We start from the raw sequence: 15,250 nt of genomic DNA, 5'->3' as shown, positions 1-15,250 counted from the left end.
GAAAAAAGTATGATATCACAAAAATCACGATAATTCCAATACTCTTAGGGCTAAATTTTCAAAATTTAACTTTTGAAAAAATTCACATTTTTCCATATACTTTTATGCACTTACATTATATATGAAAGTTGTTTCAATTGCCAGACAATTCCACCACAAAGGCTTGCCACGGAGAAAGCTTATAAGCGTGTAAATCTGTAATCTCATCCTCTGTATTTGCGACTAAAACCTTATCAAATCGGGCATTCACAGTGATTTCTTCCTCAGAATCCGATAAATTCACGACCGTCAACCATCTTTCTTCCCCGAGCGTGCGATAATATGCAAACACATTAGAATGAGTCTCAAGTAGCTCATAATCGCCCCCAACAACGATTGGATGGTCTTTTCTAAGCTGAATCAATTTTTGATACGTATGGAATACAGAGTCTGGATTTTGGAGTTCCGCCTCTACGTTAATCTCTTTGTAATTTGGATTGAGCGCTAGCCAAGGTGTCCCCGTCGTAAATCCACCATTTGCTTCGGCAGTCCACGGAATTGGTCTACGCGCATTGTCTCTGCCTTTTGCATTTAGAGACTCCATAATGGATTCAACGCTAAACCCTCTTTCGATACGATCATGGTACATATTAATCGACTCGATATCATCCAACTCTTCAATGCTAGAAACTGGCGTATTCGTCAATCCCAATTCTTCCCCTTGGTAAATATAAGGCGTCCCTTTCATCATATGTAATAAAATGGCAAAAGCTTTGGCACTGCGAACACGATATTCCTTATCGTTCCCCCAGCGGGACACGATTCTTGGTAAATCATGGTTATCCCAGAACAGAGAGTTCCACCCTTCATCTCCAAGTTCTGTTTGCCATTTTGAAAGAACCGCCTTTAATTCACTTACATCGAGCGGTTTAAGGTCCCATTTTTCTTTACCAGGTTCATTATCTAAGAGCGAATGTTCAAACTGAAAGACCATCGATAATTCATGACGTTCTGGGTTTGAATAGAGTTTCGCGATTTCTGGTGTCGCTCCCCATGTTTCCCCAACGGTCAATAAATCTTTATCTCCAAAGGTCGCTTTATTCATTTCTTGTAGGTATTCATGAAGTTTTGGACCATTTGAAGTAATCCCTTCTAAAGGAATTTTCCCGATTAAATCAATCACGTCCATACGGAATCCACCAACGCCTTTATCAATCCAGAAATTCATCATGTCATAGACTTCACAGCGAACTTTTTCATTTTCCCAATTTAAATCTGGTTGTCTTTGACTAAATAAATGCAAGAAATATTGACCACTTGCTTCATCGTATTTCCATGCACTTCCTAAGAACGTAGACTGCAAATCGGTTGGCGCTCCCCCATCTTCTGCAGGGTCCGCCCACACATAGTAATCACGATACGGATTGTCTTTTCCTTTTCTTGATTCAATAAACCAGTGATGTTCATCAGACGTATGATTCACAACAAGGTCCATCACAATTTTAATGCCACGTTTATCGGCTTCGACGATTAATTCTTCCATATCCGCCATCGTTCCAAACTCGTCCATGATGTCTTCATAGTCAGAAATATCATAACCATTATCGTCATTTGGAGACTTGTAAACTGGAGAGAGCCAAATCGCTCCAATTCCAAGTGAGTGTAAATAATCGAGCTTCTCAATAACCCCTCTTAAATCACCAATCCCATCTCCGTTTGAATCCTTAAAACTACGTGGATAAATTTGATAAACGACGACTTCTTGCCACCAATGTTTTTCCATAATAATCTCTCTTTTCTTATTTTTTAACTAATAACTTTAAAATTATTAGTTTCAGTGCAATCGATTGAATACATTCTCATTTTAATTATACTAAACTTTCTCTTTTGACAGAATACTATTCATTAAGTAATTTTAATTACTCTAGCGCTATGTATTCTGTTCTAATGTTCGACTAACTTTTAACAATTGCTTTGTCCGTTGAATTTGGCAAATGCTGAGAACAAGAAATAGGCTCATATATAATATAAAAATGAAAAAGGTAGTTGATAATCCAGCTATTAAAACTGGGATTAGTAACCAGAATAAAGCAACCGTGTTCTCCAAAGGAAAAGCAATTCCTGTCTTAAAAGATGCTATTAACTGTTGTTTCAAATCCCCTTCATAACGAGCAATCCAATAGTACCCCCACTGAAAAATTTGAATCCAAATGAGGGTTAAAAAGATTGTCCCCATCAAAACAAATAAATTCCCATCTATGTGCATCAAATAATATCCATTGATGCACAAAAGCACAGCTACCATTAATTGAATTATCCAAACTATAGTCCCTTTCTTAAAATTGCTTTTAAAAGCACGGAAAAACACTCTCGTCACGTTCGTATCAGTATACTCAATTAATTGAATAGATACTGTATGTGCAGCTATTTGTGAAGCACCAATTGTTACAACAGGTAAACTAGTTAGCAAAATCATAAAATTAAGCACCAAATAATTCCAGCATTTATTCATCACTCGAAAGAAAACATTATCTAGTTTAAAAAATTCATTCATTTCTCTCTTACTCCTTCACAGCGCCTACAACAATACCTTGAACAAAGTATTTTTGTAAGAATGGATAAATAACTAATAACGGTACGATAGCAACCACAATCTTGGCAGCATTCAAGTTTCTGTTTGAAACGGATAGTAAAGCTTGTAACTGTTGTGTTGACATACCACCCGCTTTTTGCAACGTTTCAGCAATATTTACGGATAATGATTGAATATATGTCATTAAAGGATAATTTTCGACTTTTGTGATATAAATTAAACCTCCAAAGAAGTCATTCCAACTACCGACAATACTGAATAATGATACGGTCGCTAAAGATGGCAATGAAATCGGAATATAAATTCGTGTTAAAATTTGCCAAGGATTAGCCCCATCCAGTAGTGCAGACTCTTCTAATGATTTTGGTACACTTCTGAAGAAGTTCATTACAAGAATAACACTACCAATTGGAACAGCGCCTGGTAAAATAAGTGCCCATACACTATTGATAAGTCCTAAATAACGAACAACTAAATAACTTGGAATCATACCACCACTAAAGAGCATCGCAAACACCATAATATTCATAAAGACTTTCCTTGAACGAAATACCTTCACAGATTTTGATAATGGATATGCCAATGTCACTATCATAAATAAATTAATGATTAGCGCCATTGCAACCCTAAACACACTAATTCCAAACGAACGCCAAAATTGCGCATCATTAATGATTTTTTCATACGCAGCAAACGTAAATTCCTCTGGCCATAACCCAACTTTATTAGACGCTACCGCTTGTGAACTACTAAAGGATAGCGAAATAACATTCATTAATGGGATTAAGCATGATAAAGTCAGTAAGATAACGACAACATAAATGATAAATTGTCTTATTCCAAATTTTTCTTTCATGGTTATCCCTCCTAAAACATAACGCGGTTCGTAACTCTTTCGGAAAGCTTATTCGAACCAAAGATTAAAACTAATCCTACAATCGAACGCACTAATCCGACAGCCGCACCCAAACTATAATCTCGACTAAGTAAACCAATACGGTATATATACGTATCGAGAACATCCCCGCTGGCGTAAACTGGTGGAGAATACAAGTTATATACTTGATCAAACCCTGCACTAAGAATTCCTGGCAACGCAAGAATAGTAATCAAAATGATAAATGGCATCATCCCTGGAATCGTTACATGTCGAACCTTTTGCCACCATGAAGCTCCATCCATCGTAGCTGCTTCATATAATCCTGGATCGATAGAAGTAATCGCAGCTAAAAAGATGATTGAATTATATCCGAACCCTTTCCAAACATCTGTCCAAATAAGCAAATGTGGAAAGACACTATTTTTCCCTAGAAAATTAATTGGTTGCAATCCGATACTCTGCAGTAATTGATTTACTGTTCCATCTAAACTAAAAAGGTTCACTATAACGCTTGCCAAAATTACCCATGATAAGAAATATGGAAGATATACTATGGTTTGCATCGTACGTTTCATCCATTTTAATCGAATTTCATTTAATAAAATGGCAAATGCTATAGGGATGATAGTATTCCAAATAATTTTCCCAATCGCTATAAACATTGTATTAAAAGTTACTTGCCAAATATCTGGTAAATTGAAAATGTATTTAAAGTTATCTAATCCGACAAAAGTTGAATTAAGAAAACCTTTTGCTGGTTTAAAATCTTGGAAGGCCATTACAACCCCAAACATTGGAATATAAGAGAAAATGAAAATGAAGATCATTCCAGGGACAATCATCCCCAAGAAAAGCCATTGGTCCTTAGAAAGCCACGATTTACGTTTCTTTTTCTTATTGTCAGGTTTTGTAGTTGTCATTTCCATATTCAACCCCTCGCTTTCTCATAATTTAATCTAAACAAAAAGCCTGAAACATTCGCTCTGCATCAGCCCTATTTTAAGGAGATTCACTTAAGGAAAAATGACTTCCCCTAAGCGCTCGTCTGCGTATCCTTATTGCTGTATGAGACCGTCTGCTTCGGCTTTTTGTTCAATACCTACTTATTTCAAATAAATATTGGTTATAGTGTTTTCCACTCATTATTTTTATTGTTTATTAACAATTTCTTGCATTTCATTAATGATTGCTGAACCACCTTGTTCATTCCATGTACTTACGTATTTATCAAAATCATCAAGTGATTGTTCGCCAGTCACAAATTTAATAAAGTTTTCTTCTTCTAATTTGCCGATTTGAGCACCATTACGTTCAGTTGCTTTTACTTTTTGAACAATTGAAACAGGTTTGATTTCTTTATAAATTCCTTCATTACGAACCCCACCCATTACATCACGAACTGCTAATAAGCGTGAAGAGTATACTGCAAATTCTGTAGGGTCAGAAGCTTTCGGATTATCTAAATAAGCTTTAATATGCTTAGCATTATTCTTCACTGTGAAGTTATGAATATCATCAATACTAGATTTTCCTTCAGCAGCATTAGAAGCAGTCACTGCATCATCAATTTCACTTAGATTTTTGAACATTTCAATATTCATAGGACGTACTGAACCATCAACTGCTTTTTGAGCATATTGATAAATTTCAGGGAAATCTTGTTCCATATTATTATCATTTGGCACTTCGTCAAAGATTAGATTCAACATCTTAATTAAAGCTTCTGGATGTTCAAATCCTTTTCTTACTACAACAAAGCCACCAGCACCTGGTTTTTGAACACCACTAACTTTTCCATCTTTACCTTCAATAGCATATGGAGTATATAGAGCATCACGATTTGCTGTTCGAGTTTGTACAAGAGTCCAATCTGGGAAATGCCATGGACCAGTAACAATACCAATTTCACCATTGATATTCATCGCATTGATATCATCATAAGTACGTGTACCAACTTGATTATCTAGAATTCCTTCTTTATAAAGCTTGTTCAAATATCCAAGAGCTTCTTTCATTTCTTTAGTATTTGAACCATATTCAATTTTTCCACTATCCGTTGGTAAATAAACTTTAGGATAAGCACCAAAAGCATTCATAATTGGATTAGCTGTATACGCTGTTCCACCGTGGTTATCAGCAGAAAGCCAAGGTGTGAAAGCAAGTCCTTTTGTATTCCCTTTTCCACCAGCATCTTTATCAATAAAAGCTTTGGCAGTCGATTCAAGTTCATCCAATGTAATTGCATGGTTGCCATCTGGATCGAGCTTAATTCCTAATTTATCTAACCAATCTTGACGAATCCATACAAGATTTGGTCCGAAATCATTTCCGACCCCTGGAACTGCCATTAATTGTCCATCAATAGTTGCTGCCTTTAATTGAAAATCATCAAAGGATTTGTAAACTGCTTTAATATTGTCGCTAGCATATTTATTAAAAACATCAGTTAAATCTTCGATAAGGCCATTATTCGCTAATTCTTCTAACTCGTCTCTATCTACCGTCATAATATCTGGTAAATCTCCGGAGGCAATCGCAAGCGCTACTTGGCGATCATAATCATCCCCGTTCGCTTCAAAAGCGCTTTCAATTGTGATGTTAAGTTTATCTTTGATTAAGCGACGATAGGCATTATTTGCATATGAATCTCCTTCTGGTAACTTCGAGTTTGGTTGTGTTTGTTGTCCAATCTTCATTGTGATAGGTTCATTTTCTTTTGCATCATTATTCTTATCGCTAGTCGTGTTATTCCCACAAGCCACTAAAACCATCGGTGCTATTAACGCGAGTGCGGCTCTTACTTTCTTGCTCCAATCATTTTTCATGATTATCATCCTCTCTTGTTTTCATCATTTTCTTAACAAAAAAGTTCTCTATAGCTTTCTAATGGGCAATACATGTCGTTTAGGATTTTTACTTAAACGTTTACGTAATGTTCACAATAACTCCTATAACGTTTTTACAGAAGCTCTTTCAACTAATTCGAACGGTATTATTTCTGAACTGATTTTTTCTTTAGTACCAATCGACAATATTAGACGACTACAGCCCAATTTTCCCATCTTATAAAATGGTTGAGCAATAGTGCTGATTGGTGGTGATGACATGTAAGAAATCTTTGAATTATCATATCCAATTACAGAGATGTCATCAGGTACAGATTTCCCAATTTCGTAACATCTAGAAATAATTCCTAATGCCGTTTCATCACTAACACAGAAAACTGCTGTTATGGGATTTTCTAACTGACTGAATGCATCCATTGCTTTTTTACCCGCATCAAAACTAAAGTCTCCATACTGAATTCTTTGGTTATCTAGTGTTATTCCATGTGATAATAATGCATCTTTATATCCTTGAATCCTTGGAACTCCAGCAATCGGGTCAGTTTTGTTAACCCCAGCTAGAGCAATTTTTGAATGTCCATGCTGGATTAAATATTCAACGGCCGCATAAGATGCTGCATAATCATCAACCTTAATATATGGAATCTGGCTGCCTGCAACTTCTGTGGCAATCAGTAATACCGGTATATTTAAATCGACAATCACATCAATATCATGTTCTTCTAGTGACAAAGAAAAAATGATTACTCCGTCCACACGACGCTCAGACATCATTTCTAAGCTTTCGTGTAGCCTGTTTCCTTCAACACCTGCATGGGTCAAAATAACATTATATCCGTGAACACTTGCCTCGTCTTCAATCCCACTGACAATATCGCCATAATAAGATGTTGCAACATCAGGCATAATGATTCCAATTATCTTAGATGTGTTACTTACGAGACTCCGAGCATTCACGTTACGTCTATATCCAAGTTCCTTAATTGCTTGTTGAACTTTTCTCTCAACTTCAGGGCTGTAACCACCCAAATCGTTTATCACACGCGAAACGGTCGCAATAGAAACACCTGTTGCTTTTGCAATATCTTTTATGGTACTTACCATTAGACTTCCTCCTTTCTTGATATTTATTTTAGTTAAACGTTTACATCCATAGTGTACACCCACATTTATAACTCGTCAATGACCATTTCGGTCAAAATATCTTCTTTTTTGTGAAATTTATATGCTATTTATATCTATTGTCCGTCATACCGGCCAAAATAAAAAGGCCAACCACCGTCAACCTTTCATTTAAATAAATCCTGCAAAAATCTGAGCCCCTACTAAGGTAATAATCCCTGAGATCACGATGGATAACCCACTCATCGCACCTTCGACTTCCCCTAATTGCATGGCACGTGCTGTCCCAATCGCATGAGAAGACGTTCCAATTGCGATTCCTTTTGCGACAGGATGCGTGATACCTGTTACTTTACAGATGATTTCACAGAACATATTTCCTAGAACCCCTGTAAGAATAATCACCGCTACGGTAATCGTCACATATCCACCCGACTCTTGAGATAAGCCCATACCGATGGCTGTGGTAATTGATTTTGGCAATAAAGTTACGTACTCTTCGTGCGTTAATTGGAAAAGCGAAGATAATAGCCAAACGGTGCATAAGCTCGTCAACACCCCTGCAGTAATCCCTGCAAAGATGGCACCTTTATGCTTTTTCAATTGCTCGATTTGTTGATATAACGGAATCGCTAAGCAAACCGTTGCGGGCGTCAATAAATAGCTTAAGTTATCCGCACTCGCATAATAGCTATCATAGTCGATGTTAAAGACATTTAATACGATAATTACAAAAATAATCGCTACAAGTAGCGGATTGAAGATTGGCCATTTGTATCGATCACGTAAAAACACGCCTACTTCAAAGCCGATAATACTAATCACGAGCCCAATTGTTGCTGTATTAAGAACGAGTTGATTCACCATCTTGGACTCCTTTCTCGAGGACGTATTGCGTTACTTTTCCCGAAACAATCATCACGGCAAAAGTCGTAATAATCGTGATGATGGATACTGGCACGATAATACGATGCAATTGATCCCACGATTCGATAATTCCAACAGCAGCTGGAATAAACATTAACGACATAATCTCGATTAAAAACGTTCCTGCTTGATATACTTTTTCAATTTTAACAACACCGGTCATTAATACAGCCATCATTAAGACGAGGCCATAGATGCTTGCCGGAATCGGAAGCGGGATGTAATATTTCATGATTTCACCAATACAGGTCACAATCATGATCCATCCAAACTGTTTAAAATATTTCATTAGATCTCCTTTAGTAAAAAAACACCCCATTCAAGCCGTGCTCGAATCGCGTGCAGGTCTCTTTCGTCTATAACATTCAGTATGGAAAAGCTCTCTCTTCCAACTTTTTTTCATAGTATAATCAAATGTTTAGAAAGTCAACTACAACCCTGTGAACATTTGTTACTTTTAGTGTTCTAAATCTGACCTGTTTACTTGAACCACTTTTCGAAATTATCATATATGGTAATTGCAGTTATACAAAAAAATACCCCGTCTAAGGCAAACCTTAAACGGGGCACTAAGTTTGATATTAGTCTAAGTTTTTCATGGTTGGGAATAATAAGACGTTACGGATTGATTGGCTATTTGTTAGTAACATGACTAAGCGGTCAATTCCGATTCCTACCCCACCCGTTGGAGATAAACCATATTCCAACGCTTGGATGAAGTCTTCATCGTGCGGATGCGCTTCGTCGTTCCCAGCAGATTTTTCTTCTACTTGTTTCATGAAACGTTCACGTTGATCGATTGGGTCTGTTAACTCTGTGAAGCCATTTCCGTACTCTTTCGTACAGATGAAGCATTCGAAACGATCTGTGAAACGTGGGTCTTCATCGTTTTTACGCGCTAGTGGAGATACTTCCACTGGATGTCCGTAGATGAAGGTTGGTTGGATCAATGTTTCTTCAACGAATGTTTCGAAGAATTCGTTCACGACATGTCCGAATGTCATTGAATCTTCGACTTTCACGCCTTTTTCTTTCGCGATGGCGCGTGCTTCTTCGTCAGTCATATGTGGCCAGAAGTCAACACCTGTTACTTCTTTAATCGCATCTATCATATGAATTCTCTTCCATGGAGCTTTTAATTCCACTTCATGTTCGCCATATGGAACTAATGTTGTTCCTAGTACTTTCTTGGCAACATCTGAAATGATTCCTTCTGTTAAATCCATGACATCTTTGTAGTCTGTGTAAGCTGTATAGATTTCGATTGAAGTAAATTCAGGGTTGTGAGTGGTGTCGATTCCTTCGTTACGGAACACACGTCCGATTTCGTATACGCGTTCCATACCACCAACGACTAAACGTTTTAAGTGTAACTCTGTAGCAATACGCATGTATAATTCCATGTCTAACGCATTGTGGTGTGTGATAAATGGACGAGCATTTGCCCCACCCGCTAAAGTGTGTAGTACTGGAGTTTCAACTTCTAAGTAATCGCGGTCGTCTAAATAACGACGGATTTCACGGATGATTTTACTACGGGTTACAAAACGGTCGAAGCTGTCGCGGTTACTAATTAAGTCTAAGTAACGTTGACGGTATTGTTGTTCTACGTTTGTTAATCCATGATATTTATCAGGAAGTGGGCGAAGTGCTTTTGTTAAATGAACGAATTGTTCTGCTTTAACAGATAACTCACCAGTGTTTGTGACCATAACAGTCCCAACAACACCAACGATGTCTCCTAAGTCTGCTTTTGTGAAGACTTCGTACGCATCATCTCCAACAGCATCTTTACGTACATAAATTTGGATTTGGCCTTTGCCGTCTTGAATGTGGGCGAAACCAGCTTTCCCTTTTCCACGTTTTGTCATCATGCGTCCAGCAATTTGAACCGTTACAGGCTCCTGTTCACTAAGAGATTCCTTTGTAGCTCCTTCAAATTGGTTATGGATTTCTTCAGTTGTATTTTTTTGTTTGAATCCAGTACCGAATGGATCGATTCCTTTTTCGCGTAATTGATTCATTTTTTCACGACGAACTTGTAATTGGTCATTTAATGTTTCTTGTGTTTCTACTTCGAAAGACACGTTTGTTCCTCCTTTGAACTGTCCTTGTTCTTCATAACTCTCCTTATTGTACCAAAAGAAGAGGCTTTATTGAAAGTATTTCAAGGCTTTTTGCTTAAATTTCTGCCAAGCGTTGTTTTTGACGTTCTTCACGTTCTAAATGTTCAACCACGAATTGGTCTAATAACGCTTCTACTGTTTGTAAATTCTCAGCTTCGTTGATGGCTACTTTTGTTTTTGAGGCACGTGGCACTCCTTTTAAGTAATAGCCTGCCAGTTTGCGGAATTCTTTCGTTGCGACCGCCTCGCCTTTAAGGTTCGCAAGTCGTTGTAAGTGTAATTTCGCAATTTCAATTTTCTCTGGAACGGTATTTTCTGGAAGCAATTCGCCTGTTTCTAAATAATGAACGGTTTGGCGAATCATCCAAGGGTTCGCTAAGGCAGCACGTCCAATCATGACGCCATCTACGCCTGAGATATCAATCATGCGTTTGGCATCTTCCGGGCTACGAACATCTCCATTCCCGATTAAAGGAATGCGCGTTAAGTTCTTCTTCACTTCTCCTAGGATTTCCCAGTCGGCTTTCCCATCATACATTTGAACACGAGTACGACCGTGCATCGCAACCGCACTTGCACCGGCACGTTCTGCAGCCAGCGCATTCTCCACCGCATATAAATGCTCGTGGTCCCATCCTGTACGCATCTTCACAGTCACAGGTTTGTCCACTGCGTCTACAACCGCTGCTACCATTTCGTATACCTTATTTGGATCTAACAGCCATTTCGCTCCGGCTTCGGCTTTAATGACTTTGTTTACTGGACATCCCATATTGATATCGATAATCGCCGCTTCTGTGTTTTCAGCCACGTATTTCGCCGCTTCAACTAAAGTATCTTTATTTCCGCCCATGATTTGAACGCTGAGTGGATACTCGTTTGGTTCGATATGAAGCATGCTTAATGTTTTCTCATTACGAAATTGAATCCCTTTGTCGCTGATCATTTCACATACCACTAAACCAGCACCGAATTCTTTTACAGTGACACGGAAAGCAGAGTTCGAAATCCCAGCCATCGGGGCCACAACTACACTATTGTCAATTTGAATATCTCCAATTTTAAAACTCATTTTTTTCTCCTTTTTCAATCAGACTTGCATCTTAACAAATCTTCGTTACGTATTTATAGTGATAATCGTAAAAAAGCCACTGATTAACAAGAACATCCCTTACGATTACCACTATCCATCTAAAAACACGAGCTGCATCACCCATAGTGAGTGCGACTCGTGCGCTATGTTCACTTATTTCTTGCCGGATTATTGTACCATAACCCGCGCCATCTTGCATTTGTTTCCTCTTAAAAAAAGAGTCTCATCGAAAGCAGCAAGTACGTAATGAGGAATTCACCCGTTAAGAGTAACTGCCATCCCGTTTCGTTCAGTGTTTTTAGTTTAAACGAAATCCAACTAAACAATGAGAAACTGAGAAGGAACCCCACTGCCGCCACTGCTAGAATATACAGTATAAAAAGGAGCATTCGACCATCTGGTAAAAAATAGTTTCCCATCGCTAACATCGCAAAGAAAACTAGGACCCATGAAATCCACATCAAGACAGTAGCGACTTTATGCATTTTTACTAACCCTGGTTGTTTTTCGAAAAGTCGTGCTTCCTTAAATCTCTTCCTCCTAAACCTTTTTTATCAAAATCTAATTACTCCCGTGAATAACAATACCAAAAAGGTACTCCAAGCGCCTGTGAGCAGTAGCTGCCACCAAGTGTCTTTAACCGATTTTTCTTCTACCGCAATTAAAACATACATCAAGAAACTCACAAACGTCATGATCATGAAAATCGGCATAATGAAGATGGCAATCAATAGCCCTCCTGGAACGCCACGACTGGTCATGAAAATCCATTGTGGCACTAACCCGATCCACATCAAGACTTCTGCGATATTCTTTGTTTTCTCTAGTTTCATTCAAAACCTCCAACATTATCGAATAGTTTGTTTCTGAATTTGTTTGGCAAGCGATTTTGGAGCTAGCGACAAGAAACAAATGGCAATTCCAAATAAGAACACCACCAACCCAATCACTTCAAAAACGTTATTGAACTGCGAAAACACACCGAGCATGAATGCAAAAATAATGACAGAAATACCGACCTTACGAACAGCCTTTGTAGTTGCTCTGTAATAATCTTCAATCGTTTCAGGTGTAACCGATGTATATTGCAACTTCACAAGTTCCTGATGCGTTTTTCTCCAATAATTCATCCCCATCCAGAAGGTCCTGCCGATGGTCATCGCTATTTGTTTCCTCTTAGAGAATGATTTTTATTAGAACGAGTACATAGGCGAGGAGAAATCCTCCGGTCAAAGCTAATTGCCATCCTGTTTTTGCAAATGTTTTTTTCTGAATCGTAATCCACGAAAACAAAAGAAAGCTAATCAAAAAGAGGATCCCCGCAATAATTAATCCCAGAGTCATCACTCTGAATTCATTACTAGAGGGTAGGATATACGAACCCATTAGCAACATTGTTGTAAAGACAAGCACCCACGCTGTCCACATAAATCCATTAGCCCACTTACGTAACATCCCTATCATCTTCTCATGATTCTATTGTTGGATTATAAAAGATTTTTCCTGTTTTTACCCGATGGCTTGTGTGTAAAGTAATGCTTCATACCCTAACCACAAGCTCATAATGAGTAGTTGTCCCCACGTATTTTTAAACGATTTTTCTTCATGCGAAATGTACAAGAACAATAAAAGACTGAGAATAACGCTTAGAATTAAAAATGGTAAGACTAATAAAATGAGCCCCATTCCAATTCCCATGCCAACTCTCCTCGTAATAGGGGAAAACAACAAAATCCATTGCGTTAATAACCCAAACCACATCAAGTTATTTGCGGTCTTCTTTAATTTTTCAATTTCCATAATTTTCTTTCCCTTACTTAATAGGTATTGTATTTGACGGTAATTGAATAACGCCGGATACATTTAAAATAACAAAAGTAGTCCAGAGAAGAATAAATAACATTATCCAACCTGTGTGTTTTAATGATTTTTCAGCAATTGAAATCCTTAAAAACTGTAAGAAACTAATGCCTACTAACATCAATCCGATAGGGAACAGGATGAACACGATGAACGCAGCACCATATCCTCCACCATACTCATAATGAGGTAATAAAACCATAATATAAGTAAGCACTTGAGGTGCCATTCCTATCAAAAACAATCTCCAAGCATTTCTTCTCTTCTTATCCATGCATTATCACCTCGATACTATTTTTGACTCTGTTTTAAAATTTGTTTTGCTAGCGATCTAGGGACTAGCGACAACAAACAGATGACTAACCCAAATAATAAAGTCGCTTCCGCAATAACGAATAACTCAGGGATAAAGTGTGATAAGATTCCTACTATTAGAGATGCGATTCCTATCGAAATCCCTACTTTAAAAATGGCCTTTGCTTTTATTTGATAATATTCTTCGAGCGCTTCGGGCGTTTTTTCTTTGGCCTTGAGGATGGCTACATTCTTTATAGTTGATTTCCAATAATCTACACTCATTAGAAAAAATCCTCCAAGAGTCCCCAATGAAAAAAAGAACAAAATACCATTTTCAATAAGACTCTTCCCTTCAAAATAAGGAATATCTGGATTCTTTTCATGTAAAAATACCATCGTCAGAATCAACCCTATAAAAGAAATCAAAAATATCCATCCTGAACGGTTTCTTTTTTCTTTCTCCATTATAGCCTCCTTTGGTTCAGTATATAGAAAAACGAGCCGAGACCCTAGCCTCGGCTCATTTATTTTAACAATTCTTTATTAATCTAAAATAGTAAATTTCTCAATAAACAACGGACTCACTGAACGGTTTTCGTGAATACGACGAATTGCTTCCGCCATTAATTGGTCCACGCTGATTTGAACAATTTTTCCACCTGTTTTTTCTGCAGGCACTTCGATGGAGTCTGTTACAACTACTTCTTTAATCACTGAGTCGTTAATACGCTCTAGCGCTGGCCCAGATAATACAGCGTGCGTACAGCAAGCATATACTTCTTCCGCACCTGCATCTTTAATCGCTTGTGCTGCAAGAGTAATGGTTCCAGCTGTATCAATCATATCGTCGATTAATACGGCAACTTTCCCTTTGACTTCCCCGATGATATTCATCACTTCTGCCACGTTTGCTTTTGGACGACGTTTATCCACAATCGCGATAGGAGCGTGTAAGAACTCAGCCATTTTACGAGCACGAGTTACTCCACCATGGTCAGGAGAAACAACAACGATATCTTTGTCTTTAAAGTTATTTTCTAAGAAATGGTTTGCAAGTAGTGGAGCTCCTAATAAGTGATCCACTGGAATATCGAAGAAGCCTTGAATTTGAGCAGCATGTAAATCAAGTGTTAACACACGATCTGCTCCCGCTTGAGTAATCATGTTCGCAACTAATTTTGCGGTAATTGGTTCACGAGATTGTGCTTTACGGTCTTGACGAGCATATCCGTAGTAAGGAATTACAATATTAATTGTTTTTGCACTTGCACGGCGCAAAGCATCTACCATAATTAATAATTCCATTAAGTTATCATTTACTGGATAAGAAGTTGATTGAACGATGTAAACATGACATCCACGAACACTTTCATCGATGTTGATTTTAATTTCTCCATCACTGAATTGTGTCACAGACACTTTACCAAGTTCTAAACCTACTTCTTCAGCGATTTTTTCTGCTAAAGGACGATTTGAGCTTAAAGCGAATATTTTTAAATTAGGATCGGAATAATGTTCCACAATGAT

The 15,250-nt window shown here is 37.8% G+C and carries 18 protein-coding genes; all 18 read right to left on the bottom strand.

The window, feature by feature from the left end; all coding sequences use genetic code 11:
- Nucleotides 1–133: 133 nt before the first annotated feature.
- A complete protein-coding gene (locus tag HMPREF3106_RS08115) occupies nt 134–1,762 on the bottom strand; it encodes a glycoside hydrolase family 13 protein (protein WP_070439226.1) in 1,629 nt (542 codons plus the stop codon).
- Between the two features lie 147 nt (nt 1,763–1,909).
- Nucleotides 1,910–2,533, bottom strand: a complete 624-nt coding sequence (locus HMPREF3106_RS08110; protein ID WP_049554919.1) for a DUF624 domain-containing protein — start codon at nt 2,531–2,533, stop codon at nt 1,910–1,912.
- 7 nt (nt 2,534–2,540) lie between these two features.
- The gene (locus tag HMPREF3106_RS08105; protein ID WP_049554920.1) at nt 2,541–3,428 is read right to left on the bottom strand and encodes a carbohydrate ABC transporter permease; all 888 of its coding nucleotides are present in this window, start codon (nt 3,426–3,428) and stop codon (nt 2,541–2,543) included.
- Nucleotides 3,429–3,439: 11 nt separating this feature from the next.
- Nucleotides 3,440–4,372: an ABC transporter permease gene (locus HMPREF3106_RS08100; protein WP_371327443.1), complete on the bottom strand. Its 933-nt coding sequence runs from the start codon at nt 4,370–4,372 to the stop codon at nt 3,440–3,442.
- Between the two features lie 228 nt (nt 4,373–4,600).
- Nucleotides 4,601–6,277 carry an extracellular solute-binding protein gene (locus HMPREF3106_RS08095; protein ID WP_049554922.1) on the bottom strand — a complete coding sequence of 559 codons (1,677 nt, stop codon included), beginning with the start codon at nt 6,275–6,277 and terminating at the stop codon, nt 4,601–4,603.
- A 123-nt stretch (nt 6,278–6,400) separates the two neighbouring features.
- Nucleotides 6,401–7,402 carry a LacI family DNA-binding transcriptional regulator gene (locus HMPREF3106_RS08090; RefSeq protein ID WP_049554923.1) on the bottom strand — a complete coding sequence of 334 codons (1,002 nt, stop codon included), beginning with the start codon at nt 7,400–7,402 and terminating at the stop codon, nt 6,401–6,403.
- A 189-nt stretch (nt 7,403–7,591) separates the two neighbouring features.
- Nucleotides 7,592–8,287 carry an LrgB family protein gene (locus tag HMPREF3106_RS08085; protein ID WP_239652339.1) on the bottom strand — a complete coding sequence of 232 codons (696 nt, stop codon included), beginning with the start codon at nt 8,285–8,287 and terminating at the stop codon, nt 7,592–7,594.
- Nucleotides 8,265–8,636, bottom strand: a complete 372-nt coding sequence (locus HMPREF3106_RS08080; protein WP_049554924.1) for a CidA/LrgA family protein — start codon at nt 8,634–8,636, stop codon at nt 8,265–8,267. The genes HMPREF3106_RS08085 and HMPREF3106_RS08080 overlap by 23 nt, the downstream gene beginning before the upstream one ends.
- 292 nt (nt 8,637–8,928) lie before the next feature.
- On the bottom strand, nt 8,929–10,434 hold the full coding sequence (lysS, locus tag HMPREF3106_RS08075; protein WP_070445812.1) for a lysine--tRNA ligase: 1,506 nt from the start codon (nt 10,432–10,434) through the stop codon (nt 8,929–8,931).
- A 94-nt stretch (nt 10,435–10,528) separates the two neighbouring features.
- Nucleotides 10,529–11,545, bottom strand: a complete 1,017-nt coding sequence (gene dusB / locus HMPREF3106_RS08070) for a tRNA dihydrouridine synthase DusB (RefSeq protein ID WP_070439235.1) — start codon at nt 11,543–11,545, stop codon at nt 10,529–10,531.
- Nucleotides 11,546–11,775: 230 nt separating this feature from the next.
- Nucleotides 11,776–12,051: a hypothetical protein gene (locus tag HMPREF3106_RS08060; protein ID WP_070439241.1), complete on the bottom strand. Its 276-nt coding sequence runs from the start codon at nt 12,049–12,051 to the stop codon at nt 11,776–11,778.
- A 69-nt stretch (nt 12,052–12,120) separates the two neighbouring features.
- On the bottom strand, nt 12,121–12,399 hold the full coding sequence (locus tag HMPREF3106_RS08055) for a hypothetical protein (RefSeq protein ID WP_070439244.1): 279 nt from the start codon (nt 12,397–12,399) through the stop codon (nt 12,121–12,123).
- Between the two features lie 15 nt (nt 12,400–12,414).
- The gene (locus HMPREF3106_RS08050) at nt 12,415–12,726 is read right to left on the bottom strand and encodes a hypothetical protein (protein WP_070445809.1); all 312 of its coding nucleotides are present in this window, start codon (nt 12,724–12,726) and stop codon (nt 12,415–12,417) included.
- Between the two features lie 16 nt (nt 12,727–12,742).
- On the bottom strand, nt 12,743–13,021 hold the full coding sequence (locus tag HMPREF3106_RS08045; protein WP_070445806.1) for a hypothetical protein: 279 nt from the start codon (nt 13,019–13,021) through the stop codon (nt 12,743–12,745).
- A 54-nt stretch (nt 13,022–13,075) separates the two neighbouring features.
- Nucleotides 13,076–13,366: a hypothetical protein gene (locus tag HMPREF3106_RS09475; protein WP_148129430.1), complete on the bottom strand. Its 291-nt coding sequence runs from the start codon at nt 13,364–13,366 to the stop codon at nt 13,076–13,078.
- A gap of 13 nt (nt 13,367–13,379) precedes the next feature.
- Entirely contained in the window at nt 13,380–13,700 is a 321-nt protein-coding gene (locus tag HMPREF3106_RS08035) for a hypothetical protein (protein ID WP_005607534.1), read from the bottom strand.
- Nucleotides 13,701–13,717: 17 nt separating this feature from the next.
- Entirely contained in the window at nt 13,718–14,188 is a 471-nt protein-coding gene (locus HMPREF3106_RS08030) for a hypothetical protein (protein WP_005607536.1), read from the bottom strand.
- Between the two features lie 78 nt (nt 14,189–14,266).
- A complete protein-coding gene (locus tag HMPREF3106_RS08025; protein ID WP_168160709.1) occupies nt 14,267–15,247 on the bottom strand; it encodes a ribose-phosphate diphosphokinase in 981 nt (326 codons plus the stop codon).
- Between the last annotated feature and the right edge of the window lie 3 nt (nt 15,248–15,250).

The sequence above is a fragment of the Granulicatella sp. HMSC31F03 genome, assembly GCF_001807725.1.
Classification (GTDB): Bacteria; Bacillota; Bacilli; order Lactobacillales; family Aerococcaceae; genus Granulicatella; species Granulicatella adiacens.
This window is presented reverse-complemented; position numbering and strand designations above follow the sequence as displayed.

Bases quoted from the DNA above. Each gene is read 5' to 3' on its own strand.
- dusB (WP_070439235.1), bottom strand. From the start codon at position 11,545: ATGAGTTTTAAAATTGGAGATATTCAAATTGACAATAGTGTAGTTGTG.
- HMPREF3106_RS08035 (WP_005607534.1), bottom strand. From the start codon at position 13,700: ATGGATAAGAAGAGAAGAAATGCTTGGAGATTGTTTTTGATAGGAATG.
- HMPREF3106_RS08085 (WP_239652339.1), bottom strand. From the start codon at position 8,287: ATGGTGAATCAACTCGTTCTTAATACAGCAACAATTGGGCTCGTGATT.
- HMPREF3106_RS08050 (WP_070445809.1), bottom strand. From the start codon at position 12,726: ATGACCATCGGCAGGACCTTCTGGATGGGGATGAATTATTGGAGAAAA.
- HMPREF3106_RS08030 (WP_005607536.1), bottom strand. From the start codon at position 14,188: ATGGAGAAAGAAAAAAGAAACCGTTCAGGATGGATATTTTTGATTTCT.
- HMPREF3106_RS08060 (WP_070439241.1), bottom strand. From the start codon at position 12,051: ATGCATAAAGTCGCTACTGTCTTGATGTGGATTTCATGGGTCCTAGTT.
- HMPREF3106_RS08110 (WP_049554919.1), bottom strand. From the start codon at position 2,533: ATGAATGAATTTTTTAAACTAGATAATGTTTTCTTTCGAGTGATGAAT.
- HMPREF3106_RS08080 (WP_049554924.1), bottom strand. From the start codon at position 8,636: ATGAAATATTTTAAACAGTTTGGATGGATCATGATTGTGACCTGTATT.
- HMPREF3106_RS08090 (WP_049554923.1), bottom strand. From the start codon at position 7,402: ATGGTAAGTACCATAAAAGATATTGCAAAAGCAACAGGTGTTTCTATT.
- HMPREF3106_RS08115 (WP_070439226.1), bottom strand. From the start codon at position 1,762: ATGGAAAAACATTGGTGGCAAGAAGTCGTCGTTTATCAAATTTATCCA.
- HMPREF3106_RS08100 (WP_371327443.1), bottom strand. From the start codon at position 4,372: ATGACAACTACAAAACCTGACAATAAGAAAAAGAAACGTAAATCGTGG.
- HMPREF3106_RS08045 (WP_070445806.1), bottom strand. From the start codon at position 13,021: ATGTTACGTAAGTGGGCTAATGGATTTATGTGGACAGCGTGGGTGCTT.
- HMPREF3106_RS08105 (WP_049554920.1), bottom strand. From the start codon at position 3,428: ATGAAAGAAAAATTTGGAATAAGACAATTTATCATTTATGTTGTCGTT.
- HMPREF3106_RS08055 (WP_070439244.1), bottom strand. From the start codon at position 12,399: ATGAAACTAGAGAAAACAAAGAATATCGCAGAAGTCTTGATGTGGATC.
- HMPREF3106_RS08095 (WP_049554922.1), bottom strand. From the start codon at position 6,277: ATGAAAAATGATTGGAGCAAGAAAGTAAGAGCCGCACTCGCGTTAATA.
- HMPREF3106_RS09475 (WP_148129430.1), bottom strand. From the start codon at position 13,366: ATGGAAATTGAAAAATTAAAGAAGACCGCAAATAACTTGATGTGGTTT.